The sequence below is a fragment of the Campylobacter lanienae NCTC 13004 genome (genome assembly GCF_002139935.1).
Lineage (GTDB): Bacteria > Campylobacterota > Campylobacteria > Campylobacterales > Campylobacteraceae > Campylobacter > Campylobacter lanienae.
Genome location: NZ_CP015578.1, coordinates 205122 through 228889 on the forward strand (window position 1 = coordinate 205122; position 23768 = coordinate 228889).

General features: G+C 34.2%; 27 protein-coding genes. 21 read left to right on the forward strand and 6 right to left on the reverse strand.

Annotation, left to right across the window (positions count from 1 at the left end; translation table 11 throughout):
- Positions 1 to 284: 284 nt before the first annotated feature.
- The 8 genes from CLAN_RS01050 (at position 285) to CLAN_RS01085 (ending at position 6424) form a co-directional block, all read left to right on the forward strand.
- On the forward strand, positions 285 to 1265 hold the full coding sequence (locus CLAN_RS01050; protein WP_141082139.1) for a hypothetical protein: 981 nt from the start codon (positions 285 to 287) through the stop codon (positions 1263 to 1265).
- A 144-nt stretch (positions 1266 to 1409) separates the two neighbouring features.
- Complete coding sequence (locus tag CLAN_RS01055; protein WP_100590372.1) at positions 1410 to 2147, forward strand: formyltransferase family protein; 738 nt, start codon at positions 1410 to 1412, stop codon at positions 2145 to 2147.
- A complete protein-coding gene (locus CLAN_RS01060) occupies positions 2137 to 3015 on the forward strand; it encodes a hypothetical protein (protein ID WP_100590373.1) in 879 nt (292 codons plus the stop codon). Before CLAN_RS01055 ends, CLAN_RS01060 begins: the two co-directional genes overlap by 11 nt.
- Positions 3012 to 3248 carry an AMP-binding protein gene (locus CLAN_RS01065; RefSeq protein WP_100590374.1) on the forward strand — a complete coding sequence of 79 codons (237 nt, stop codon included), beginning with the start codon at positions 3012 to 3014 and terminating at the stop codon, positions 3246 to 3248. The genes CLAN_RS01060 and CLAN_RS01065 overlap by 4 nt, the downstream gene beginning before the upstream one ends.
- Entirely contained in the window at positions 3181 to 4482 is a 1302-nt protein-coding gene (locus CLAN_RS01070) for an AMP-binding protein (RefSeq protein ID WP_100590375.1), read from the forward strand. The genes CLAN_RS01065 and CLAN_RS01070 overlap by 68 nt, the downstream gene beginning before the upstream one ends.
- Positions 4479 to 5579 (forward strand): diaminopimelate decarboxylase family protein, encoded by a 1101-nt coding sequence (locus CLAN_RS01075; RefSeq protein ID WP_100590376.1) that lies wholly within the window; start codon positions 4479 to 4481, stop codon positions 5577 to 5579. The genes CLAN_RS01070 and CLAN_RS01075 overlap by 4 nt, the downstream gene beginning before the upstream one ends.
- A gap of 3 nt (positions 5580 to 5582) precedes the next feature.
- Positions 5583 to 5810, forward strand: coding sequence for an acyl carrier protein (locus CLAN_RS01080; RefSeq protein WP_086233995.1), 228 nt, complete (start codon positions 5583 to 5585; stop codon positions 5808 to 5810).
- 191 nt (positions 5811 to 6001) lie between these two features.
- On the forward strand, positions 6002 to 6424 hold the full coding sequence (locus tag CLAN_RS01085; RefSeq protein WP_100590377.1) for a Sua5/YciO/YrdC/YwlC family protein: 423 nt from the start codon (positions 6002 to 6004) through the stop codon (positions 6422 to 6424).
- On the opposite strand, the gene CLAN_RS01090 is transcribed toward CLAN_RS01085, so the two are convergent.
- The 3 genes from CLAN_RS01090 to surE are packed head-to-tail and all read right to left on the reverse strand — an operon-like array spanning position 6417 to position 8705.
- Positions 6417 to 7298 (reverse strand): nuclease-related domain-containing protein, encoded by an 882-nt coding sequence (locus CLAN_RS01090; RefSeq protein ID WP_167368914.1) that lies wholly within the window; start codon positions 7296 to 7298, stop codon positions 6417 to 6419. The genes CLAN_RS01085 and CLAN_RS01090 overlap by 8 nt on opposite strands.
- A complete protein-coding gene (locus CLAN_RS01095; protein WP_086233997.1) occupies positions 7295 to 7933 on the reverse strand; it encodes a ThiF family adenylyltransferase in 639 nt (212 codons plus the stop codon). Before CLAN_RS01095 ends, CLAN_RS01090 begins: the two co-directional genes overlap by 4 nt.
- Before the next feature lies 1 nt (position 7934).
- Positions 7935 to 8705 (reverse strand): 5'/3'-nucleotidase SurE, encoded by a 771-nt coding sequence (gene surE, locus CLAN_RS01100; protein WP_100590378.1) that lies wholly within the window; start codon positions 8703 to 8705, stop codon positions 7935 to 7937.
- Positions 8706 to 8784: 79 nt separating this feature from the next.
- Here surE and lpxB point away from each other — a divergent pair, with 79 nt between their 5' ends.
- The 13 genes from lpxB to flhB are packed head-to-tail and all read left to right on the forward strand — an operon-like array spanning position 8785 to position 20941.
- The gene (gene lpxB / locus CLAN_RS01105; protein WP_100590379.1) at positions 8785 to 9810 is read left to right on the forward strand and encodes a lipid-A-disaccharide synthase; all 1026 of its coding nucleotides are present in this window, start codon (positions 8785 to 8787) and stop codon (positions 9808 to 9810) included.
- Positions 9811 to 9850: 40 nt separating this feature from the next.
- Positions 9851 to 10336 carry a transcription elongation factor GreA gene (gene greA, locus CLAN_RS01110; RefSeq protein WP_086235041.1) on the forward strand — a complete coding sequence of 162 codons (486 nt, stop codon included), beginning with the start codon at positions 9851 to 9853 and terminating at the stop codon, positions 10334 to 10336.
- A gap of 23 nt (positions 10337 to 10359) precedes the next feature.
- Complete coding sequence (gene argC, locus CLAN_RS01115) at positions 10360 to 11382, forward strand: N-acetyl-gamma-glutamyl-phosphate reductase (RefSeq protein ID WP_415270420.1); 1023 nt, start codon at positions 10360 to 10362, stop codon at positions 11380 to 11382.
- Positions 11379 to 12095 carry a UDP-2,3-diacylglucosamine diphosphatase gene (locus tag CLAN_RS01120; RefSeq protein WP_100590380.1) on the forward strand — a complete coding sequence of 239 codons (717 nt, stop codon included), beginning with the start codon at positions 11379 to 11381 and terminating at the stop codon, positions 12093 to 12095. The genes argC and CLAN_RS01120 overlap by 4 nt, the downstream gene beginning before the upstream one ends.
- A complete protein-coding gene (locus CLAN_RS01125; protein ID WP_096013929.1) occupies positions 12088 to 13044 on the forward strand; it encodes a chemotaxis protein in 957 nt (318 codons plus the stop codon). Before CLAN_RS01120 ends, CLAN_RS01125 begins: the two co-directional genes overlap by 8 nt.
- Positions 13045 to 13054: 10 nt before the next feature.
- On the forward strand, positions 13055 to 15397 hold the full coding sequence (locus tag CLAN_RS01130) for a hybrid sensor histidine kinase/response regulator (RefSeq protein WP_096025155.1): 2343 nt from the start codon (positions 13055 to 13057) through the stop codon (positions 15395 to 15397).
- A 9-nt stretch (positions 15398 to 15406) separates the two neighbouring features.
- A complete protein-coding gene (locus CLAN_RS01135) occupies positions 15407 to 15907 on the forward strand; it encodes a chemotaxis protein CheW (RefSeq protein ID WP_096013931.1) in 501 nt (166 codons plus the stop codon).
- A gap of 9 nt (positions 15908 to 15916) precedes the next feature.
- On the forward strand, positions 15917 to 16540 hold the full coding sequence (gene serB, locus CLAN_RS01140; protein ID WP_096013932.1) for a phosphoserine phosphatase SerB: 624 nt from the start codon (positions 15917 to 15919) through the stop codon (positions 16538 to 16540).
- A 9-nt stretch (positions 16541 to 16549) separates the two neighbouring features.
- Positions 16550 to 17530, forward strand: a complete 981-nt coding sequence (locus tag CLAN_RS01145; protein ID WP_100590381.1) for a transaldolase — start codon at positions 16550 to 16552, stop codon at positions 17528 to 17530.
- A gap of 57 nt (positions 17531 to 17587) precedes the next feature.
- Positions 17588 to 18124 carry a 50S ribosomal protein L25/general stress protein Ctc gene (locus CLAN_RS01150; RefSeq protein WP_086225509.1) on the forward strand — a complete coding sequence of 179 codons (537 nt, stop codon included), beginning with the start codon at positions 17588 to 17590 and terminating at the stop codon, positions 18122 to 18124.
- Complete coding sequence (gene pth, locus CLAN_RS01155; protein WP_100590382.1) at positions 18124 to 18669, forward strand: aminoacyl-tRNA hydrolase; 546 nt, start codon at positions 18124 to 18126, stop codon at positions 18667 to 18669. The genes CLAN_RS01150 and pth overlap by 1 nt, the downstream gene beginning before the upstream one ends.
- 52 nt (positions 18670 to 18721) lie before the next feature.
- On the forward strand, positions 18722 to 19855 hold the full coding sequence (gene nspC, locus CLAN_RS01160) for a carboxynorspermidine decarboxylase (protein ID WP_100590383.1): 1134 nt from the start codon (positions 18722 to 18724) through the stop codon (positions 19853 to 19855).
- A 9-nt stretch (positions 19856 to 19864) separates the two neighbouring features.
- Positions 19865 to 20941 carry a flagellar biosynthesis protein FlhB gene (gene flhB, locus CLAN_RS01165; protein ID WP_096013936.1) on the forward strand — a complete coding sequence of 359 codons (1077 nt, stop codon included), beginning with the start codon at positions 19865 to 19867 and terminating at the stop codon, positions 20939 to 20941.
- A 25-nt stretch (positions 20942 to 20966) separates the two neighbouring features.
- Here flhB and CLAN_RS01170 read toward each other — a convergent pair whose 3' ends face one another.
- From CLAN_RS01170 to CLAN_RS01180, 3 genes are read right to left on the reverse strand one after another with little or no spacing between them, the layout of a single operon-like run.
- On the reverse strand, positions 20967 to 21392 hold the full coding sequence (locus CLAN_RS01170; RefSeq protein ID WP_167368915.1) for a type II secretion system protein: 426 nt from the start codon (positions 21390 to 21392) through the stop codon (positions 20967 to 20969).
- Positions 21392 to 22672, reverse strand: coding sequence for a dihydroorotase (locus CLAN_RS01175; RefSeq protein WP_100590384.1), 1281 nt, complete (start codon positions 22670 to 22672; stop codon positions 21392 to 21394). The genes CLAN_RS01170 and CLAN_RS01175 overlap by 1 nt, the downstream gene beginning before the upstream one ends.
- Positions 22672 to 23604, reverse strand: a complete 933-nt coding sequence (locus CLAN_RS01180) for an aspartate carbamoyltransferase catalytic subunit (protein WP_100590385.1) — start codon at positions 23602 to 23604, stop codon at positions 22672 to 22674. The genes CLAN_RS01175 and CLAN_RS01180 overlap by 1 nt, the downstream gene beginning before the upstream one ends.
- Positions 23605 to 23768 lie beyond the last annotated feature (164 nt).

The window sequence follows — 23768 nt, forward strand, 5'->3', positions numbered from 1 at the left end:
CATTTTAAGATAATTTTAAAAATGTAGCTATAGAGCTGAAACTAAATATCTCAAATTTATCCAATAAATCAAATTTAAAATTACTATTTTATTGATCACTATAAATTAAATTTAAATTTCTTGAATTTTATTAATATTAATATAAAAATATCATTTTGATTGCAATGAAACATTAAATTTTTTATCATGATTTTTACTCTGATATTTACTTTTTGTTTATGGGGGGGGTAGAATTACCATCTTATTTGTAAATTATTTAATAAATTTAAAACGGGGGGGGATGGATGAAAGAAAAACTCATAAGATTTTTACGAATTATACTCTTTGATGCGTTTAAATCTCGCTGGGCATGGCGTAGAGTACCAACGCAGTGGTATTTTAAATACATGACAAGCAAAAGAAAACTTAATATAATCAATACTAAGCTACCACCAGAATATGAGATGATTTATAAAAAATCAGCTGATCCATTTTATAAAGATACACTTGTTATTGTTTTTTCGCAAGGTAGTTTTTGGAGTGGTGGTAGTTATTTTAAATCTAATTTTATTGATATAAAATATACTTCTGAATATATAAACACATTTTTAAAATCTAAATGTGGTTATGGAAATGTTAACTTTCTTCATCATATTGATGAGTTGGTAAATTATCTAATTGAGAGAATTAGAGAATTTGGATATACTAGGGTTATCATATTTGGCGGCTCTTCTACTGGGCGGGCGGCTTTGCTTTATTCGCAAATTTTGTCAGGTAAATGTGCTTTTACTCAGTTTTATACTATAGCTTGTGCTCCAGCCTCTGATCATTCAGAAAAGATCTATAATATTTCAGATGTCCATATCAAAGATCATATCGTAAATATAAGAAAATATGGTCCAGTAGATGTGCTTAAACACAAACTTCAACTTCCTAGGCAAAATCTTTTTATTTATGTAATTATAGGTAAATTTAATGAGCGAGATTATAAAAACGCACAATCATTTAGTGATTGTAAATATCTTAAAATTTTTGATGATATAAAAACACACATCCATCAAGTTACTTTTATGATGTTTTTGGATCACAAATATGTTGATGATAATAAAAAAATGCTTAATCTAGTTCGCAGACACCAAGGGGCTGAGAAAATAGATGAAGATAATAACAAAGCAGTAGAAATCGTAAATCAAATATTTTATCAAGATGGTAAAAGTCTTCAAAATTTAAATATACTTATAGATGAGCTCATCACCACCGGTAAAATAACTTCACTTTATAAGTAGAGATAAAATGTTAAAAAGAGATATAGAAAAAATCATTTATGATATGCCAAAGTTTTATAAAGCAGAATTGCACAAAAAGTGCTTAAATTCAGATTACAAAAATAGTTTGATTATATACTTGATACAAAATATTTAGGAGCTATTATGAAAATTTTTAAAAATACAAAATTTGAAAATATTATAGTAGTTGGTAGAGGCAGAGTAGCGCTAGGAATATATGAAATAGTAAAAAATGATTTTGAAAATGCTATTTTATATAGCGGGAAAGAGGGGGATGATCACTTTAACTCTTTAAAAAATTGTTTTATTATCAGTGCAAATAATCTATATGTATTTAAGCCTTTATGCGTAGAAAATAACACAATTATAAATTACCATAACGCACTTTTACCTAGGCATCGTGGTTTAAATGCGGCTATGTGGGCTATTTATAATGGTGATAAATATACAGGAGTTTGCTGGCATTTAGTAGAAAGCGGGATAGATACCGGCGATATTTTGGCTTGTGATAGAATTAAAATTACTGATAAAATGGATTCATTAGAGCTTGTATATAAGCAAGGAGATTTAGCTATAAATTTATTTAAAAAACTCTTTGATGATATAAAAAATGATAATGTTAAACCTATAAAACAAAAAAATAAAGGTGTTAGCTATCACAATAAAGAATTACCAAATAAAGCAAAATTAAATTTATCTTGGAAATTTGAAAAAATTTCATGTTTTCTAAGAGCTTTTGCTTGTTGCTTAACCACAAAACCAAAAATTAAATTAGCAGGAGATTGGCAAGAAGTTATGGATTATAAAATATCATCAAATATCATTGTTATAAAAAGCAAAAATTCAAGCATAACAATTAAAAGGAATAACAATGACAGATAAGCTAAAAACAATTTATAAATGGCCGAAAAACTACAAATCTGAATTTAGCAAAAAATGTCAAAAAATGGAATACTCTAATACTTTAATAATAAGTTTTTCTGTTAATGATAATTTCGATTTATATAAGTATATTGTAGATTTTGATACGCTTTATTTGGCTTGCGATCCTAAGATATTTTATTTTGGAAATGTAGAAGAAGTAAGTCTAAATTTAGAAAAAATCATAATAGAAAATAACTATACAAATATTATTTTAGTTGGCACTTCTAAGGGTGGATTTGCTAGTTGTTTATATGGTATTTTACTAGCCAAAAGATTAAAAGATATTAGCTTTAATGTTCTTTCTTTCTCTGGGGGGGGGGGTTTGTATCCTGTGAATAAGCATTTTTTAGAAAATTTTAAAAATCCCTTTGAGTATAAAAGACTTTTAAATATCGCCAATGAAGATAGTAAAATATTAAGCGATCTACAAAAATATGGTAATTTAGAGTCTCTTTTATTAGATAAAATGGATAATATACAAATATACGCTGTAGCTGGTAAGAATGAAATTGCAGACGCATATGAAGTTCAAAGAATAGCAAAATATCAAAATGTTAAAAGCTTTTTTATAGATATTAGCTCACATTTTTCTTCAATGCCTTTTATGTTAAATAATAAAGATGTAGAAAATATTAAAAGATTAAAAAATCTTTTAATGCTAAGCGTGTTTGATTATTTTAATTTAAAAAATGATGAAATCGAATTAAACAAAATAGCTAATGAAATATCTAGCGTGGTAAAAAATGGAAATTTACGCTCATTAAATGAGATATTTGAGCTTTTAGCACAAGAAAAAGAGATATCTTTTACAAAGGATAATAAATGACTAATATCTTAGAATTTTTAGAAAATCAAGCTGAAAATAATCCTGGTAAAATAGCTTTTAAAGATGGCTATAATAACTTGCTTAGCTTTAAAGAGCTTTTAGAAAATTCTAAAAAAATCGGCTCATCACTTGCTAGTTTGAAAGCAAATGGCGCAGTAGCAATACATGCTAAAAAATCTTGTCTTAGCTTGTGCGCTATGCTTGGGGGCTGTTCAAGCGGGGTGCTTTTATAGTGTGATTGAGCCTAGTTTGCCAAATGTAAGAAAAAACGCAATGCGTGAAATTTTAAATCCAAGTGTTATTATTTGTGATAATGAAATATATAATGAGACAAAAGAGCTGTTTAGAAATATAAAAGTCTTTAAGATAAGCGAAATTCTAAATTCAAGCATAAATGAGAATATCTTAAAAATCATAAGAGATAGGCATATTAGCACAAATCCTTTGTATTGTAATTTTACTAGTGGTAGCACCGGCGGCACCCCCAAAGGGGTATTAATCAGCCATGCTAGTGTGATTGACTTTATCCCTATATTTTGTGATACTTTGGGGTTAAAATCTAGCGATATCTTTGCAAATCAAGCGCCATTTGACTTTGATGTGAGTGTAAAAGATATTTATAGCACTCTATTTTTAGGTGCTTCATGCTTATTAATCCCAAGAGAGTATTTTACAAATGCTAATAATTTAATGGATTTTATAGAGGATAGCACTGTGCTGATTTGGGCTGTTTCTGCGCTTGTGTTTTTAAGTGTGATGAAAGCCCTTAGCTATAAAAAACCAAATTTAAGAAAGATAATTTATAGTGGCGAGATTATGCCAGCAAAGCATATAGCTAGACTTAGTTCTTATTTAGACAATACTGAATTTATCAATGTTTATGGGCCAAGTGAGATTACTTGTAATGCTACTTATCATACTCTTAGTGGGGATGAATTTGAAAATGGGCTTGATATTATAGGTAAGGCTTTTGCTAATCGTCTTGTATTTTTAATAGATGAAAATGATAAGCTTATCATAGAAGCTAATATAGTTGGGCAAATTTGTGTAAGTGGAATTTGCGTAGGGCTTGGATATTTGGGTGGTGATAATAGCGTATTTTGCGCCAATGAGTTAGGACAGAGATACTACAAAACTGGTGATTTAGGCTATTTGGATGAGAATAATCTTTTACATTTTAAAGGCAGAAAAGACCACCAAATCAAACGAATGGGGCATAGGATAGAACTAAGTGAGATAGAAAAAATGGCACACAAACTAAATGGCGTAGAGATGGTGTGTGCGATTTATGAAAATGATAAACTTAATGTCTATTATAGTGGGAGTGATAAGACGAGCGAGTTAAGCGAGTTTTTAAGAGAGAATTTGCCATTTTATATGATACCAAATAAGCTAATTTATCTAAAAAATATGCCAATAAATAAAAACGGAAAAATTGATAGAAACGCATTAAAGGAGATGAAATGATAGAAAAAACGGCTCATAACTATATAAATTCTAGCCTAAATAGCCCAGCTTTTGTCTTTGATATAGATATTTTAAAAGAGCATTTAAATATAGTTAAAAATGCTCTTTGGCCTTTTAAGCTCTGCTATGCGATGAAGGCAAATCCTCTTTTAGTAGGCATTGTAGAGCCTTTTGTGGAGCGCATTGAAGTGTGTAGCGAGGGGGAATTTGAAATTTGTAAAGCTTATAAAATCCCAGCTAAAAAGATTTTTTATACAGGAGTTTTAAAAAGTCTAGATGGCGTAAAATCGGCACTAGAATACGGAGTAAGGCTATTTAATATAGAGAGTCAATCGCAATTAGAGATGATAAAAAATTTAGATAAAAGTGTTGGTGTTTTCTTAAGATTAAGTAGTGATAATCACTTTGGTATCGATGAGAATTTGATTTTTGAGATTTTAAAAGATGATAGTTTAGATATTTTGGGACTTCACTATTTTGCGGGAACTTTCAGAGATAAAAAATGGCATTTTGATATTGCTAGATTGAGTAAGTTTTTAAGTAAATATAAATTTAAAGAGCTTGAGTATGGCGCTGGGCTTGGTGTGGCGTATTTTGATGGAGAAAAAGATAGTGTAAATTTAGAAACTTTAAAAAATGATCTTGAGAGTTTTAAAATTCCAGTTTGCGTAGAACTTGGGCGGTATTTGGTCGCTAAATGCGGATTTTACGCTAGTAAGGTAGGGGATGTCAAAACTAGCCAAAATGTAAATTATGCTATTTTAGATGGTGGAATGAATCATTTAAATTATTATGGTCAAATGATGGGGATGAAAAATCCTATAATTTTAAATTCCAGCGATAAAAATTTAATCAAAGCTTACACTCTATGTGGTCCTATTTGTAGTACAAATGATGTTATAACTAGAAGTGCGGAGCTTAATGAGCTAAAAATTGGCGATATTTTATGTTTTTTAAATACAGGTGCTTATAGTAGTACAGAGGCGAGTTATCTTTTTTTAAGTAGAGATTTACCTAGCATTTATATATATGAAAATGGTAAATTTGAATTAATTAGAGAACCAAAAAATACATACAATCTTAATATGAAAGGATAAAAAATGACAAAACTAATTGAGGCGTTAAAAAGGGTTAATGACCAAATTGACTACGAAAATGAGAAAAATTTGGTTGATGATGGGCTATTTAGCTCATTTGATATTGTGGATGCTATCTCTGAGATCGAAGAGACTTTTGGTATAGAGATTCCGCCATCTGAGATTAAAAATGAGAATTTCAAATCAGCACAAAGCATAATGGAGATGATAAAAAGCATACAAAATAGCTAAATTTATCTAATCAAAAATTAGAAATTTAAAATTTTTAAATAAAATTACGCTAATAAATCAAACTTTATAGGCGTTTGGATGGTTAAATTTAGTATCAAGTTAGATGAGGTTATGAGTAGGGATATTGATTTTATCGCTATTGCTGCTGATTATAATGGCGTGGCTGATTTTGGGGCTAGGATAGAGTTTTTATGATCTATTTAGCTCAGACTGATACCACAGCTGGATTTTTAAGCCAAAGCTTAGAAGAGTTAAATAGGCTTAAAAATCGCCCTTTAAATCAGCCTTGCTTGATCTGTGTAAGTAAATTTAGCGCATTAAAAGAGCTTTCAAGAGCGCCTAAAAAATATAAAAATTTAATCCGCCGCACCAAAAAAACAACATTTATCTACCCAAATTCACAAGCTATAAGAGTGGTAAAAGATCATCCTCATGCTAAATTATTAGATAAATTAGAATGGGCATATTCTACTAGCGCAAACCCTCATAAAAAGGGATTTGATATCGAATTTGCGGTGGCTAATGCGGATATAATCATAGATACGAAATTCACCCCAGCCCCAGCCTCAAAAATCTACAAAATTTCAAAAACCAATATCAAAAAGATTAGATGATCTCATCATCTTTTACGATTTTTTCTATAAGGCCAAATTGAATATGCTTAATCTCAAATTCCCCAGCTTTTATAAATCCTATGCTATCATTTGGGCGGATTTTGTAAATTTTGGATTTGATTTTGAGCTTTTTTCGTCTGCCAAATAGTGCGTTGATAAAGCTTATTGTGTTGTTTCTTTGCCAGTTTAGATCTAAATTTACTCTAAAATGCTTTGGCAATTTTTTCTTTTTACTACCGATTAAAAAATACCTAATCGATCCTGTTAAGATCTCACCACCATATAGATGCAGCCTTGACCAGATCGTCATAGAGCTTAATATCTGCTTAAGCTTATCTTCTTCGATTATGTCGGGGCGAGTTTTGCTACGATTTTTATCTATGAATTTCAAAAAATTATGTTTGGTAATAATCTGTTTATTTTTGAGAATTTGTCTTGATAGATTGATTCTAGTTTTGTCAAAAACAACAAAGCTTAAAATATTAAATTTACTCAAATCAACCTCTTTATTTTGGAGATAATCTTTAAAAATTTGAGTATTTTTAATCAGTTTAGCAAATGGATCTTGATGAAGAGTGGTGCGATTTTTGGTAGTTTGTATCCACTCGTCGCCCTTGATATCGATATTTCCAACCCAGTGCTTAAACTCTATAAGATAGATATTAAGCCCATCTACAATGATAAAATCAATCTCATGTAATCCAGATTGGCTATCTTTGACACGCTTATTTTTGTAGATATTTAGTCCTTTAATTTGACTAATTGTATCGAAAAATTCACTCTCAGCTATACTCCCAGCTCGACTAGCCATATTTGGCAAAGTTATGCTTGGATTTGAGATAAGCTTATAATTTTGCCAAAAGTTTTTTATCATTTAATCAGCCTATTTACAGCTAAACTAGCTAAATTTAGTCCAAAACTAGCAGTTACACCTATAAAACTTCCTAAATTCACGCAATTTGGTGCTTCGGTAGAAAATACCACCTTATAATCACCCTTAAATCCAGCTTTTTTAAGCTCATATCTTATTTTTCTAGCAAATGGATCATTTGTAGTTTTCCAGATACTTGCGACTTTTATTTTTGTTGGATCTAACCTTTTAGCGCCACCCATTGAGCTAAGCAGTCTTTTGGAGCAAATTTTGGCTATTGCTACTTTGGCAGGGATATCATCGATACAATCTATTATAAGATCAAATTCACTAAAATCAAATTCGCTTATCACGCTAGGGGTTAGCTTTAAATTTAGTGTCTTTAAACCAGGATATAATCTAGCAAATACATCTGTTTTATACTCACCGATATTTTCGCTACCTATTTGGCGATTTTGGTTGGTAATATCGAATTTATCGCAATCAATCGCCGTGATATGTCCAACGCCACTACGATAGAGCGCATCGATACACACGCCACCCACACCACCGCAACCACATACTAAGACTTTGGAGTCTTGGAGTTTTTGAAATTTATCGCCAAAAATCCAGCGACTTCTAGTAAATCTATCAACCATTTTAAATCCATTTTTTTATAGTTTCTATGCTTTTGTGAGCGGTCATATCAAGCTTAATTGGCGTTAGACTAGCGTAGTTTTCATCAAGCACCGATATATCACACTCATAGCCTAAATTAGCAGCATATCTAATCCCTGGTGTCCCTAGCCAGTAGTACTCTAGCCCTCTTGGATTGCGATGGATTTGGGCGTTTGTGTTATAGCTTTGCTGACCTGCGGGGACGATTTTTAGCCCTTTATATTCGCTTTTTGGAATAGCGGGGATATTTAAATTTAAAAACTCTCTACCGCTTAATGGATAGCCATTTTCAAATATATTTTTGATTAAATCCAAAGTAACTTCACAAGCTAAGCTAAATCCAAATTTATCCAAACTATCATTTTTATATAGTTGCGAAACCGCAATGGAGCAAACCCCTTGAAGTGTGCCCTCCATAGCACCACCGCAAGTGCCTGAATAGGTGATATCTTCGCCTACATTTGCGCCGTGATTTATCCCACTTATTATAAGATCAGGCTTTTTATTTTTATACATTGTCTCAAGCGCAAGATATACACAATCACTAGGCGTAGCATCATCAAGTTTGAAAAATCCATCATCAAGCTGAATAAATCTAAGTGGGCGAGTAAGAGTAATAGAGTGCGAACAAGCTGATTTTTCGCTACTTGGAGCGACTACTACTACATTAGCTATTTGGCTAAGTGTATCACGCAAAGCCAGTATCCCAGCTGCCTCAAAACCATCATCGTTTGTTATTAAAATCTCTTTCACTTATATCCTTTTTTGATGAATTTTACCTGTAATTTTTAAATTGTTGGCTATAATTTGAGCTAAATTTAAAAGGGAAATTATGAAAATTTTAGTTTCTTGCCTAGAAGCATCGGCAAATTTACACCTTAAAGAGATTTTAACTCATATTGATGGGGTGGAGATTTGTGGGATTTTTGATAAGAGATTTGGTGCTGCTCTTTATGATAGTAAAGAGTTTAGCGCTATGGGGTTTGTGGAGATTTTACCACTGATATTTAAGGCCAAAAGAGCGTTAAAACAGATGGTGGAGCTAGCTAAAACTTGCGATAAAGTTTTGCTAATAGATAGCCCAGCTTTTAACCTGCCTTTGGCAAAAGCGATAAAAGAGGCGAATTTAAAATGCGAGATAATATACTATATCTTGCCACAGGTTTGGGCGTGGAAGCCAAAGCGAGTAGCTAAGGTAGAGAGATATTGTGATACTTTAGCATCTATTTTGCCTTTTGATAGTAAATTTTATCATAGAAGCCAATATGTAGGCCATCCACTCTTAGATGAGATAGATATCCAAAAAAATTCTTATGATAAAAACTCTATAATATCATTTATGCCAGGATCTAGAAGAAGCGAGATAAGTCGCTTAATGCCACTATACAAAGAGGTAGCTAAAAATATTAATGGCAAAAAACTTTTGGTAATTCCGCCATTTTTGGCTAATAATATTGCTGAGTATTATGGGAATGTGAGTGAATTTGAGATTGTTTATGATACTAAAGAAGCATTGATAAAAAGCGATTTTGCTTTTATTTGCTCTGGGACAGCGACTTTGGAGGCAGCCTTGATAGGAGTGCCTTTTGTGCTTTGCTATAAGGCAAAAGCGATTGATATATGGCTTGCTAGAAAGCTTGTGAAGTTAAAATATGCCGGATTAGCAAATATAATATTTGATTTCATGGGTAAAGAGCCTTTACATGATGAGCTAATCCAAGAAGATGCCAACGCCCAAAATTTAATCAAATCTTATAATAATTATAATGAAAATAAATTTATAAAGGCCGCTAAGGAGCTAAGAGAGTATCTAAAACACGGAAGTGCTAAGAGCATTGCTGATATGATTTTAAGATAAAATAGGATAAAATCCTAAATCAAATTTAAAAGGAAAAGCCATGACAGAACCAATGACAATCTATGGTTATGAGAAGATTACAGCTGAATTAAAAGATCTAAAGACAATCCAAAGACCAGCGATAGTAAAAGAGATAGATATAGCAAGAAGCCACGGCGACCTAAAAGAAAATGCCGAGTATCACGCTGCTAGAGAGAAACAAGCCTTTATAGAAAATCGCATAGCCGAACTTAGCGATATAGTAAGTAGAGCCAAGGTAATTGACCCTAGTGAGTATGAGCATGATAAGGTTAAATTTGGCTCAACTGTAACTATAATGGATATCGATAGCGAAGTTGAGACGACATACACTATCGTAGGGATAACCGAGAGCGATCTTAGCCGTGGGCTAATCTCTATTTCAACACCAATTGCCAAGCAATTAATCGGCAAAAAAGCAGGCGATGAGGTGATTTTGACCTTGCCAAATGGCAAAAGCGAGATAGAGATAGTCGAAGTAAAATATCAAGATATAGCTTTTGAGTGAATTTGATTAACTTAAGGATGAAAATGGCAGATAAGATCAGAGTAGGGATAGTTGGAATTAGTGGTTATACAGGGCTTGAATTAGTTAAAATGATAGTGGCTCATCCAAATTTTGAGCTTAGTTATGCGGGGGCTAGTAGTAGTGGGAATTTGGCTCAAAGCTTTACTAGTTTAAAAGGCGTTATCGATATGCCAATCGAAGCGGCAAATACCGATGAAATCAAGGCTAGATGTGATTTAGTATTTTTGGCTTTGCCACATAGCGAAGGAATGAAAATCGCTAAAGAGCTAAGAAAAAGCGATATAAAAATCGTAGATTTATCGGCTGATTATCGTGTGAGCTTAGAAAATTATGAGAAGAATTATTGCGCTCATTTGGATAAAGATGGATTAAAAGATGCCGTTTATGGGCTAGTGGAGATAAATAGAGATAGGATTAAAAAGGCAAATTTAGTAGCTAATCCGGGGTGTTATCCTACTTGTTCGCTTTTGGGTTTGTTGCCTTTTGCCAATATGGTAGATCCTAAATTTGGTGTTATGATCGATGCTAAAAGCGGATTAAGCGGAGCTGGAAAGAGCCTAAAATCTAGTAGCCACTTCATAAGCGTAAATGAGAATATGAATGCCTATTCGCCACTTACCCACAGGCATAGCGATGAGATTAAAGAGCATCTGAATTTAACTCATAATACCAATATTGATGTAATGTTTGTGCCACATTTAATCCCGCTTAGTCGTGGAATGCTAGTTAGTAGCTATGGGGTTTTAAAGCCTGAATTTAAGGATATTGACCCAATAAGCATTTTAGAAAATTTTTATAAAGATGAGAAATTTATACGCATTAGGCGTGAGCCTGTTAGTATCAAAGATGTCGCTGGAACGCATTTTTGTGATATTTTTGCGATAAATAATGGGGGCAAGATTTGGATAAATTCTAGCATAGATAATCTTCTTCGTGGCGCTTCATCTCAAGCCTTAGCAAATGCGAATTTAATGCTCGGGATAGATGAGGCGGTGGCTTTGCCGATTATTGGGAATTCTATATGAGAATTTTAGATGGGGCGATTTTTATAGCTGATGCACATGAAAACGCTAAAAGATCCCAATTCTTAAAACTTATTAAAAGCTTCAATAGTGGCGCTTTGCCGCTGCCACCACAGATATTTTTGGTTGGTGATATATTTGATTTTCTTAGCTCCACTAGTTATACTCAAATATTTTATAAAGAGTGGATTGAAGAGCTAAATTTGCTTGCTAAAAAGAGTGAAATTCACTATTTCGAAGGCAATCATGATTTTAATCTTAGCTCCGTTTTTAAGGGTATCACAATCTATCCTATCTCATCTCAACCAGCTATTTTTACCCTTGATGATAAGCGTGTAGCAATAGCTCACGGTGATATATTTTTGGGATTTTTTACACAAAATATACTTAAATTTCTTAGAAATAATTGGTTTTTAAAATTGATGGATTTTATAGATAAGAGCTTAAATCACAAGATATCTAAGTGGATTTTATCTACTCAAAAAGATAAGAATTTATCCTATAAAATACCAAATTTCAAAGAGCTAATAAGTCAAAAAATCGCTAATTACCAAGGTGATATTGTAATTGAAGGGCACTATCATCAAGGGGTTAGATTTGAGATAAATTCAAAAGATTATATAAATTTACCTTGTTTTGCGTCTGAGCGTAGTTATTTTATTGTAGAATACACCGATGAAATTAAATTTCAACTTATAAGGAGCCCAAATGTTTGATGATAATATCTTAAAAACGGGTTCGAATGAGATGGAGCTTGTTGATTTTCGTATCTTAAAACAAGGCAAAGACACCGTATATGAAGGAATTTACGGCGTTAATGTCGCTAAGGTAAAAGAGATCATAAAGATGCCAAATCTCACCGAACTACCAGGTGTGCCTGATTATATTGAAGGGATTTTTGACCTGCGTGGCGTGGTTATACCAGTTATAAATCTTGCTAAATGGATGCAAATAGAAGAGCCTAAAGAGGCGATTTTAAAGCCTAGGGTAATAATTGCTGAATTTAGCAATATTTTTATCGGTTTTATCGTCCATGAGGCCAAAAGAATTAGGCGTATAAATTGGAAAGATATAGAACCAGCTAATTTCGCAGGGAGTGCTGGCACAGGGACTTTGGATAGATCTAAAATCACAGGCGTCACAAGAATAGAAAATGATGATGTTTTGCTTATTTTAGATCTTGAGAGCATCGTAGAAGAGCTAGGAATTTATCAGCCAAAAATGGAAGTTGAGGTCAATGAAATTCATAAATTTAGCGGTGTTGCGCTTATCTTAGATGATAGCTTGACTGCTAGAAGATTAGTCAATGAAGCACTTACAAAAATGGGCTTAAGAGTAGTTGAAGCCAAAGATGGTGTAGAGGGCTTAGAGAAGTTAAATGACCTATATGCGATGTATAAAGAGGATTTAGAAGATAATCTTCGTGTTATCATTAGCGATGTTGAGATGCCTCAGATGGATGGATTCCACTTTGCTGCTAATGTAAAAGATGATAAGAGATTTGCTAATATTCCTATCATCTTTAACTCATCATTGAGTAATGAATTTAGTGAGCTTCATGGCAAGGATGCAGGCGGTGATGTATTCTTAACCAAATTTAATGCTACAGAATTTTATGCCGCTGTTTCAAAAGTGATTGAATCACGCAAAAAATATATTAGTTAAGAGGTGATTTATGGATGATATGCAAGAGATACTAGAAGACTTTTTAGTCGAGGCATTTGAGCTTATTGAACAAATAGATCATGATTTGGTTGAGCTAGAGTCTAATCCTGAGGATTTAGAGCTATTAAATCGTATTTTCCGTGTTGCTCACACAGTAAAAGGTAGCTCATCATTTTTAAATTTTGATGTCTTAACAAAGCTTACGCACCATATGGAAGATGTGCTTAATAAAGCTCGCCACGGAGAGTTAAAGATAACTCCAGATATTATGGACGTTGTTTTAGAATCAGTAGATATGATGAAAGCACTTTTAAGAAGCATTAGAGAGCGTGGAAATGATGTTGATGCGGGTGTGAGTATATCTGATATATGCGATAGATTAACAGCTATTAATGAAGGCAAAGATATAAGCTCTTCTAAGTCAAAAGACGAAGTTAAAGAAGAAGCCAAAGAAGAGCCAAAAGACGAACCAAAAGAAGACGGCAAAGAGCCATCAGCAATGGATCAAGAGCCAGAAGTAGATGTAAATAGCTTAAGTGAAGCTGAAGTTGAAGCTGAAATTGAGAGATTGCTTAAAGTGCGTAAAGCTGAAGATCAAGCTAGAAAAGAAAAACAAAAGCAAAATGAGCAGCCAGAGGCTCCAGCACCTAAGGTTGAAGCTCCAGCACATAAGGGATCTAAACCACAACAAAAAGAGTCAAATACCCCAGCGCAATCTAGCGCATCAGCTGTAGAGCAAACCATCAGAGTTGAGGTTAAAAGACTTGATAATTTGATGAATTTAATCGGAGAATTAGTCCTTGGTAAAAATAGACTTCTTAAAATTTATGATGATGTAGAAGAGAGATATGAGGGCGAAAAATTCTTAGAAGAGTTAAATCAAGTTGTAAGTCAGCTAAGTTTGGTTACTACTGATATTCAACTTGCTGTTATGAAAACTAGAATGCTACCAATCGCTAAGGTATTTAACAAATTCCCAAGAATGGTGCGTGACCTAAGCCGTGAGTTAGGCAAACAAATCGATCTAGAGATAAGCGGTGAAGAGACAGAATTAGACAAATCAATAGTAGAAGAGATCGGCGATCCGCTTGTTCATATTATTAGAAATTCATGCGATCACGGCATCGAAGATCCAAAAGATAGGCTAGCAGCCGGCAAACCTGAAAAGGGTGTAATCGAGCTAAAAGCATATAATGAAGGCAATCACATTGTCGTTGAAATCGTAGATGATGGTAAGGGAATTGACGCTTTAGCTGTGAAAATGAAAGCACTTGAAAGAGGCTTAATCACAGAAAGAGAAGTTGATAGCATGACTGATAAAGAGGCATTTTCGCTTATATTTAAGCCAGGATTTTCTATGGCTAAGCAAGTTACAAATGTCAGCGGTCGTGGCGTGGGAATGGATGTTGTCAAGACAAATATCGAAAAGCTAAATGGTATCATAGATATAGATAGCGAAGTAGGTAGAGGAACGATAATGAAGCTCAAAATTCCACTAACACTAGCCATTATCCAATCATTGTTAGTAGGCTCTCAAGAGGAATTCTACGCTATACCATTAGCAAGTGTTAAAGAAACTGTAAGAGTCCCAGTAGATAATATCTACACAATCGAAGGCAAAAATGTCCTTAGACTTCGTGATGAAGTCCTTAGTCTTGTTAGACTTAGCGATCTATTTGGTGTTAAACAGATATTTGAAAGTGGCGATCAAACCTATGTAGTTGTAATCAATGTAGCTGATAGTAAACTTGGTATCATCGTAGATAGCTTGATCGGCCAAGAAGAGATCGTTATCAAATCGCTTGGTAATTACTTACAAAATATCCGTGGAATTGCCGGTGGTACCATAAGGGGTGATGGTAAGGTAACCTTAATTGTTGATGTCGGTATGATTATGGATATGGCAAAAGAGATTAAGATAGATATCAGAGCTAGTATGGAATCAAGCGCACAAATGTCTAAAAAAGAAAAACCAAGTGACTATAAAGTCTTAATCGTAGATGACTCTAAGATGGATAGAACAATTATGCAAAAATCGCTTGAACCAATCGGCGTAACTGTGATAGAAGCGACCAATGGTATAGAAGCACTAAATATAGTAAAATCAGGTGATCACAGCATAGATGCGATGCTAATAGATATCGAAATGCCTAGAATGGATGGCTATACCTTAGCAGGCGAGATTAGAAAATACTCCAAATATCGCAATCTACCATTAATTGCCGTTACCAGTAGAACAAGCAAGAGCGACCGCTTAAGAGGCGTAGAAGTAGGTATGACTGAGTATATCACCAAACCATACTCACCAGAATACTTAGAAAATGTCGTAAGAAAAAATATAAAGCTAGTGTAAGGAAGTAAAATGAGCGATAAATTAGGTGAAGTTTTACAAAGACAAAAACAGCAAATAAGCGAACCAGAGAGTGCCAAAGATAGAGAAGAGATAGAACAACTAGTAGGCTTTATCGTTGGGGATGAGGAATTTGCTATTCCGATTTTATATATCAAAGAGATTATTAAGCCAATTGAATACACTAGAGTCCCTAGTGTCCCACCATATGTGTTAGGTGTCTTTAATCTTAGGGGCAGTGTAATTCCTTTAATAGATTTAAGAATTAGATTTAATCTAGAACCTAGCAAAATGACTCCAAATACTAGATATATCGTTATGCAAGATAGCGAGAATATCGCAGGGTTTGTTATAGATAGGCTAACTGAAGCGATTAGAATAAACACTAATCAAATTGACCAGCCGCCTGAAACTTTGGCAAAAGATAAAGGAATGATACAAGGTATTGGCAAAAGAGATAATAATATCTTAACGATATTAAAGGTTGAATCTTTATTAAAGCGCGATTTTTAAGGAAATTAAATGATAAAACTTTGTGTTTTTGATTTTGATTCTACTTTGATGGATGGTGAGACTATCACCATCCTTTCAAGTGCGATGGGCAAGGATAAAGAAGTTGGCGAGATAACTGCTAGAGCGATGGCGGGTGAGCTTGATTTTTACGAGAGTTTAATACAAAGAGTTAGACTAATTGAGGGATTAGAGTTTAATAAAGCTTTAGAAATTGCTTCGAATTTACCATTTATCACTGGTGCTAGTGATATCATCTCATATTTAAAATCCAAAAATATCAAAACAGTTGTATTTAGCGGTGGATTTCATATAGCTACAGATATAGCACAAAATAAGCTTGGTTTTGATATAAATTTTGCTAATGAACTTCATCATAAAAATGGAATTCTAACAGGAAATGTAGGCGGTGAGATGATGTTTGGCGACTCTAAGGGCAAGATGCTTAAAAGGCTTAAAGAACTTCTAGGTTTAAGCAAGAATGAAGTGGCTTGTGTGGGCGATGGAGCTAATGATGTTTCTATGTTTAAAGAAGCTAACACAGGCATTGCCTTTTGTGCTAATAAGGTATTAAAAGAGGTCGCAACTCATATTGTAGATATCAAAAATTTAAATGAGATTAAAAAAATTATATAAAGGTAGAAGATGAAAGAGATCAATTTTTCTCTTTGGTGTGATTTTTTAGAGAGTAATTTTATAAATTTAGAGTTCACAGAATTAATCCAAAATGGCACAATTAACGGCGCTACAAGCAATCCAAGCATCTTTAAAAATGCTATTTGTAACTCAACAGCTTATAATGAGCTAAAAGATAAATTTAGAAAAAAAGATGCTAAAAAACTATATGAAATTCTAGCCACTAATGATATCAAAATGGCGGCTACTAAGCTACTTAGCAATTACGCTAGGGGTGATGATGGCTTTGTAAGCATTGAAGTAGATCCAAATTTGATCTTAGCTAGTGATATCATCGATGAGGGAAAAAGATTATATAATGCGATTAAGATGCCAAATGTGATGATTAAAATTCCAGCTATTTCACCTGGATTTGAGGCGATGAGTGAGCTTATGAAAAAGGGTATTAATGTCAATGCTACGCTGATTTTTTCGCAATCTCAAGCGGATGAGTGTTTAGAGGCTTTCAAAGAAGGGACAAAAAAATATCAAAAAAGATTCCCACAAGCCATACTCCCACAAGGTGTTATAAGCGTATTTGTTAGTCGTTTTGATAGATTGCTTGATGATAGGCTAGATGAAAAGGCCAAATATGGTATTTACAACGCTACAAATATATATAATCAAATTCAAAATTCTAACCAAAGCAATGTAAGAACGCTATTTGCTAGCACAGGAGTTAAGGGAGATAATCTTACGCCTGATTATTATATCAAGGAGCTTTTATATCCAAATTCCATTAATACAGCACCACTTGATACCATAAAAGCATTTATAGCTAATGGAGATTTCACCCCTAAAGCCTTGCCAAGTGATGAAGAAATATCTAAATTTATGGCAAATGCCAAGGCAGCTAATATAGATTATAAAAGAGTTTGCACAGATCTTTTAGATGAGGGTTTAGAGGCTTTTGTAGCGGCTTTTGATGAGATTTTGGTATCGCTTTTATAAGATTAAATTTATATTTTTTGGCTATAATTGCCAACTATTTTATTTTAAGGAAAGATAATGTTAGAAGGCATTGTTAGAGAGAGTATTGACAAAAGAAGCACAAAAGCTCTTAGGAAAGATGGTTATCTAATCGCTAACATTTACGCAAAAGGTATTGAAAATATCAATGCTGCTTTTAAAGTAAATGATTTTATCAAAGCTGTTAAGGCTAAAAGCGGTTTGAAATTTGATGTCAGCGTAGGTGGTAAAACTTATAATGTTGTGGTTGTAGATTACCAAAAACACCCAGTAACAAGTATTTTAAAGCATGTTGATTTGAAAGTTGTTTTACCAGATGTTGAGTCTAAATACCTTGTCCCAGTTGTTCCTGTAGGCACTCCAGCAGGTATCAAAAATAAAGGCGTTTTACTACAATCTAAAAAACGCTTAAAAGTTAAATGTAAAGGCAAAGATCTACCAGATAGCTTTAAAGTAGATGTATCGCCGCTTGATATCGATGATACTATTTTAGTTCGTGATATTGAGGCTCCACAAAATGTGCGCATCATTGATGCAGGTCGTGTAGCTGTCTTAGGTGTAGTAAAAGCTAAGTAATGACTCTAATAGCCGGACTTGGCAACATTGGCAAAGAGTATGAAAATACTCGCCATAATGTTGGATTTATGCTTATTGATCTAATCTTAAAAGATGGTGGATATAGCGATGTAAGTTCGGCTAAATTTCAAGGTGAGCTATACAAAAATGGCTCACTTCTTCTTCTTAAACCATCCACATATATGAATTCAAGTGGCAAATCCTTAAAAGCTGTAAATGATTTTTACAAACCTAATCACATTATCGTTATCCATGATGATCTTGATATTGCTTTTGGTGCGATGAGATTTAAAAATGGCGGAAGTAGCGGCGGCCATAATGGGATCAAATCTATTGATTCTTTAATAGACAATAACTATGATAGAGTCCGCATAGGAATAGGCCGTAGTGATAAGAGTGTTATTGATTATGTTTTGGGTAAATTTGATAGCAGTGAGCTAGAAAAGCTTGATGGGATCTTATCGCACGCCAAAGAAGCTGTTTTGGCTCTAGCAAATTCAAACGATATATCGGCAATTTCGTCTAAATTTACTCTCAAGGCCTAAAATTATCTTAATTTAAATTTGATATAATACCCCAATTAAATTTAGGATTATTATGAGATTAGAAGATATCAAAACTCCAGCTTATGTCTGTGAGATAACTAAGCTTAAAGCAAATTTAAATTTACTCAATTATGTTGCTAAATCGAGTGGAGCGAAGGTTCTTTGTGCGCTTAAAGGATTTGCGTTTTCACCTAGTATGCCACTTGTAGCTACTATGTTAGATGGTGCTACTTGTAGTGGCCTGATCGAAGCCAAATACGCTAAAGAGCATAATTTTAAAGAGATTCACACATACTCACCGGCCTTTAAAGATGATGAGATTGATGAGGTGCTAAGTATTAGCAATCATGTGGTTTTCAATAGTTTTAATCAGTGGAAACGCTTTGCTACAAAGGCGAGAAATAGCAACGCAAGTATCGGCCTAAGGGTTAATCCAAATGTCTCAGCTAGTCCGACTGATATGTATAATCCGTGCGCTAGATTTTCTAGGCTTGGTATCACGAAAGAAAATTTCGAATTTGATAATATAGATGGTATTGATGGACTTCATTTTCACGCACTTTGCGAAGAGAGCGCTGAGAGTTTGGAGATGGTTTTAAGAGCTTTTGAAGAGCAGTTTGGAGAGATTTTGCCTAGTATGAAATGGGTGAATTTAGGTGGTGGCCATCACATTACCAAGGCTGGTTATAATGTTGATTTGCTGATAAAACTCCTTAAAAATTTAGCTGAAAAATATAGTCTTGAAGTATATATTGAGCCGGGTGAAGCGGTTGGTTGGGAGTGCGGATTTTTGATTGCTTCGGTGTTGGATATTGTGGATAATGAGCAAAAGAGCTGTATCATTGATGCATCAGCCGAGTGTCATATGCCTGATACTATTTTGATGCCTTATCGTCCTAAGATTAGAGGAGAGAGCCAAAATGGCAAATTTAGCTATAGATTTGGCGGGGCGACTTGCTTGGCTGGTGATATAGTTGGGGCTGAGGCTGGTGATGCGATTTATAAATTTGATAATCCTATAAATATCGGTGATAAGATAATTTTTGAAGATCAAATTCACTATACCATAGTCAAAAACACTACATTTAACGGCGTAAAACTCCCAAGTTTAGCGATGATAGATGAGAGTGGCGATGTGGTTGTTTGGCGTGAATTTGGATATGATGATTATGCTAAGAGAAATTAAGTAGGCTAAATGGCAGACGATCAAGAGAAGACCGAAGAGGCGACCTCCAAAAAGATTGAAGATGCTAGAAATAAAGGCAATGTCCCTAAATCTCAAGATTTAAGTGGATTTGTTACCTTGCTAGTAGGTTGCGTGGCACTCATTGCTTTGATGGGTTTTATGGGCGATAGGGTGATGAATTTATATCTATATTACCAAGATATTATCGGAACGCCGCTTACTAGAGAGCTATTTTTTAAGATTGTGATACACTCAATTTTACAATCTTTGCTTATACTTTTGCCTTTGCTTATTTGTGTGATGATAGCTGGAATTATCTCTAATGTTATGCAATTTGGTTTTATATTTACTACTGAGCCTTTGATGCCAAATTTCTCTAAGCTTGATCCGATTAAGGGGCTTGGAAATCTCTTTTCACTTAAAAAAGCAGTCGAGACAGCAAAGATATTAATTAAAGTTTCAGCTATATTTGGTTGTGCGTTTTATGTATTTTTACAATTTATCACTGAGCTACCTTATACTATGTTTTATACTATGTTTGATCAGCTTGTGTGGCTTAGAAACAAGATGTTTATTCTTGCTGGGATTATGCTTTTGCTATTTATGATTATTGCGATTGCTGATGTTTTTATCGTGAGATATCAATATTTTAAAGGACTTAGAATGTCCAAACAAGAGGTCAAAGATGAGTATAAGCAGATGGATGGAGACCCTAGAGTCAAAGGGCGTATCCGTCAGTTACAGATGCAAGCAGCTAAAAAGCGTATGATGCAAAATATCCCCGCAGCAGATGCTATCATCACTAACCCAACTCACTACGCCGTAGCTATAAGATATGATAAAGACAAAGAGTCCGCACCTGTGGTATTGGCTAAAGGGGTTGATCATTTAGCACTTCGTATTAGACAAATTGGGATCGAGCATGGGGTTCAAATCGTAGAAAATCCCCCATTAGCTCGTGAGCTATATAGATTGTGCGATGTGGATGATCAGATCCCAGCCAATCTATTTAAAGCTGTGGCCGAGGTCTTGACATTTGTCTATTTGGGCAATAAAAACAAATTCGCTAAAAGGCTAAATGGCTAGAAATTAAATTCCATAGCCATTTTGGTTAATTAAATATTCCACCACCGCTTAGTGTGATATCATTATCTATCCACTCTTTAACAGCTGGGATTTTGACTAGAGTTTTACATAGAGGTTCATCATCTAAATTAGCATCATCTATGCCTATAGTATCGCTTGTGAGAGTGATAGTTAGGCATTTTGTCCAAGTTTCGTTATTGTTGTATGATTTATTATAGGTTGGGGCCAATTTATCTAAATTTGATTGAGATTTTAGCTCGCCAGCAGGGAGTTTGCCATTTATAGTGTAATATGCCGTGAGTTGGACAATCGTATCTTTTAACAAAGTTGCCGAAGTCATCGCACTTGCGTCATCCTTAGTCGCAATGAGCCTAGGGACAGCTATACTAGCTAGTATTCCTAGCACCACAATCACAAAAACCAATTCTATCATAGTAAATGCTGATCTCATCACGCCACCACATTTGGAAAATCATATACTAATTTTCCGGATTTTATAGTTTTTATAGCGCCACCTTTTAGCTTTTTGCCTAGGAGTGGCGAATTTTTGGATTTAGATTTATTTAGATTATCATCATAGATATACTCAAATTCAGGATCAACAATTGTGATATCAGCTAAATATCCGATCTCTATCTTGCCACGATCGTTTAATTTGAGTAGTTTAGCTGGATTTAGGCTAGTTAGCTCTACCATCTTATTTAAGCTTATCACCCCATCTCTAACTAAATTTAAAGTAAGCGGAATTAAGGTTTGAAGACCTAAAATCCCAAATGGAGCCTTATCAAATTCCCTCTCTTTCTCATCTAAATGGTGCGGTGCGTGATCTGTACAGATGATATCTATCACGCCATTTTTTAACCCCTCTCTCATAGCCTCTACATCGGCTTTTGTGCGAAGTGGTGGGGACATTTTGTAGTTTGTATCATAGTTTTCAAGATAGCTATCATCGAAGGTGAAGTGGTGCGGACAGATTTCACAAGTTATATTAATACCCTCTTTTTTGGCTATTTCAATGAGTTTTAAGCTCCAAGCACTACTCACATGAGCTATATGTATATGGCCGCCTGTGAGTTTAGCTAAGAGCATATCTCTACTTATCATTATCTCTTCTTGCTCTCTTGGCATGCCTTTTATACCTAGCTTCATAGACATCGGCCCTTCATTCATGTGGCCATTTCTACATAGCGAGCAGTCTTGAGAGTGATTTATGATAAATGAGCCGTGAAAGGCTGAATACTCAAGCGCAGCTCTCATAACATCGCTAGAGCTCACAGGCAATCCATCATCGCTAAATGCCACGCATCCAGCCTCACTCATCTCGCCCATCTCGGTTATACCGCCACCTTTCATACCTTTTGTTATAGCTCCTATTGGCATTAAATCTATTAGGCCTCGTTTTTTGGCCTTTTTAATCATATCTCTAGTGATTGTGGCATTATCATTAACAGGATTTGTATTTGCCATAGGGCAACAAGCAGTTACACCCCCAGCTACAGCAGTTTCAGAGCCACTTATAATATCATCTTTATACTCAAATCCCGGATCTCTAAAATGCACATGGATATCGATGAGTCCAGGCATTATGAGTTTGCCATTAGCGTCAATGATATTATCAGCATTTGGCTCATCTAGAGTTATATCTATTATCTTATCATTTTCTATTAATATATTTGCTTTTTTGCTCTCATTAGCGTTGATTATGGTTCCATTTTTGATTAGAATTTTCATTATAGCCCTTTAAGGTTTTTATAAACTATATCTAATATAGCCATTCTTATAGCTACGCCATTTTCTACTTGGTTTAGTATATTAGAGACTCTTGGGTCGTCTGCTACATCGCTATTTAGCTCTACTCCACGATTTATTGGGCCTGGATGAAGGATTATAGCGTTATCTTTGGCTTGTTTCATTCTGTTTTTACTAAGGCCAAAATATCTACTATACTCTCTAATACTAGGAAAAGGCGTCTCATCATCGCTTCTTTCTAGCTGAATTCTAAGCATGATAATAGCATCACTATCACGCACAGCCTCATCCATATCTTTACAAATTTCGCAGCCAAAAACTCTAGCATATTGCATCATTTGAGGTGGGCCAAATAGCTTGACTTTGATACCTAGGGTCTGCATAGCATAGATATTTGACCTTGCTACTCTAGAGTGTGCTATATCGCCGATTATCGATACACTTAGGTTATCAAATGAGCCAAATTTATCATAGATAGTAAATAGATCTAGCAAAGCTTGAGTGGGGTGCTCATTGCATCCATCGCCGGCATTTATAACGCAGCTTGGAGTGTGAGAAGCTACGAATTTAGCAGCACCTGAGCTACTATGACGCATTATAAATATATCTGTTTTCATAGATTCTATATTTTTGATTGTATCGATTAGTGTTTCGCCTTTATTTGTGCTAGAATTGCTAGCGGTGAAATTTATAGCATCGCTTGAGAGTCTTTTGGCGGCGATTTCAAAGCTTGTGCGAGTTCTAGTGGAGTTTTCGAAAAATGAATTTACAACCGTAACGCCCTTTAAAAGTGGGGATTTTTTCTCATTTTTTAAATTTAAATTTTTGTAATCTTTGGCTAAATTTAAAATCTGAAATATATCATCACGGCTAAGATCTTTTGTGGAGATTAGATCTTTTTTGGAGTAGGACATTTATGCTCCTTTTTTGCGTGGCATTTTACTATTATTTGGCTTAATTGTGAATATAATTTGGGTGTTAAAATTTAATCCTAAAAGGATATTTGGGGTTATCGATTTTAATAAAATTTGAAATTTGATTAGTATTTGATGAGTGATTGTGCTTTGATATTTAAGTT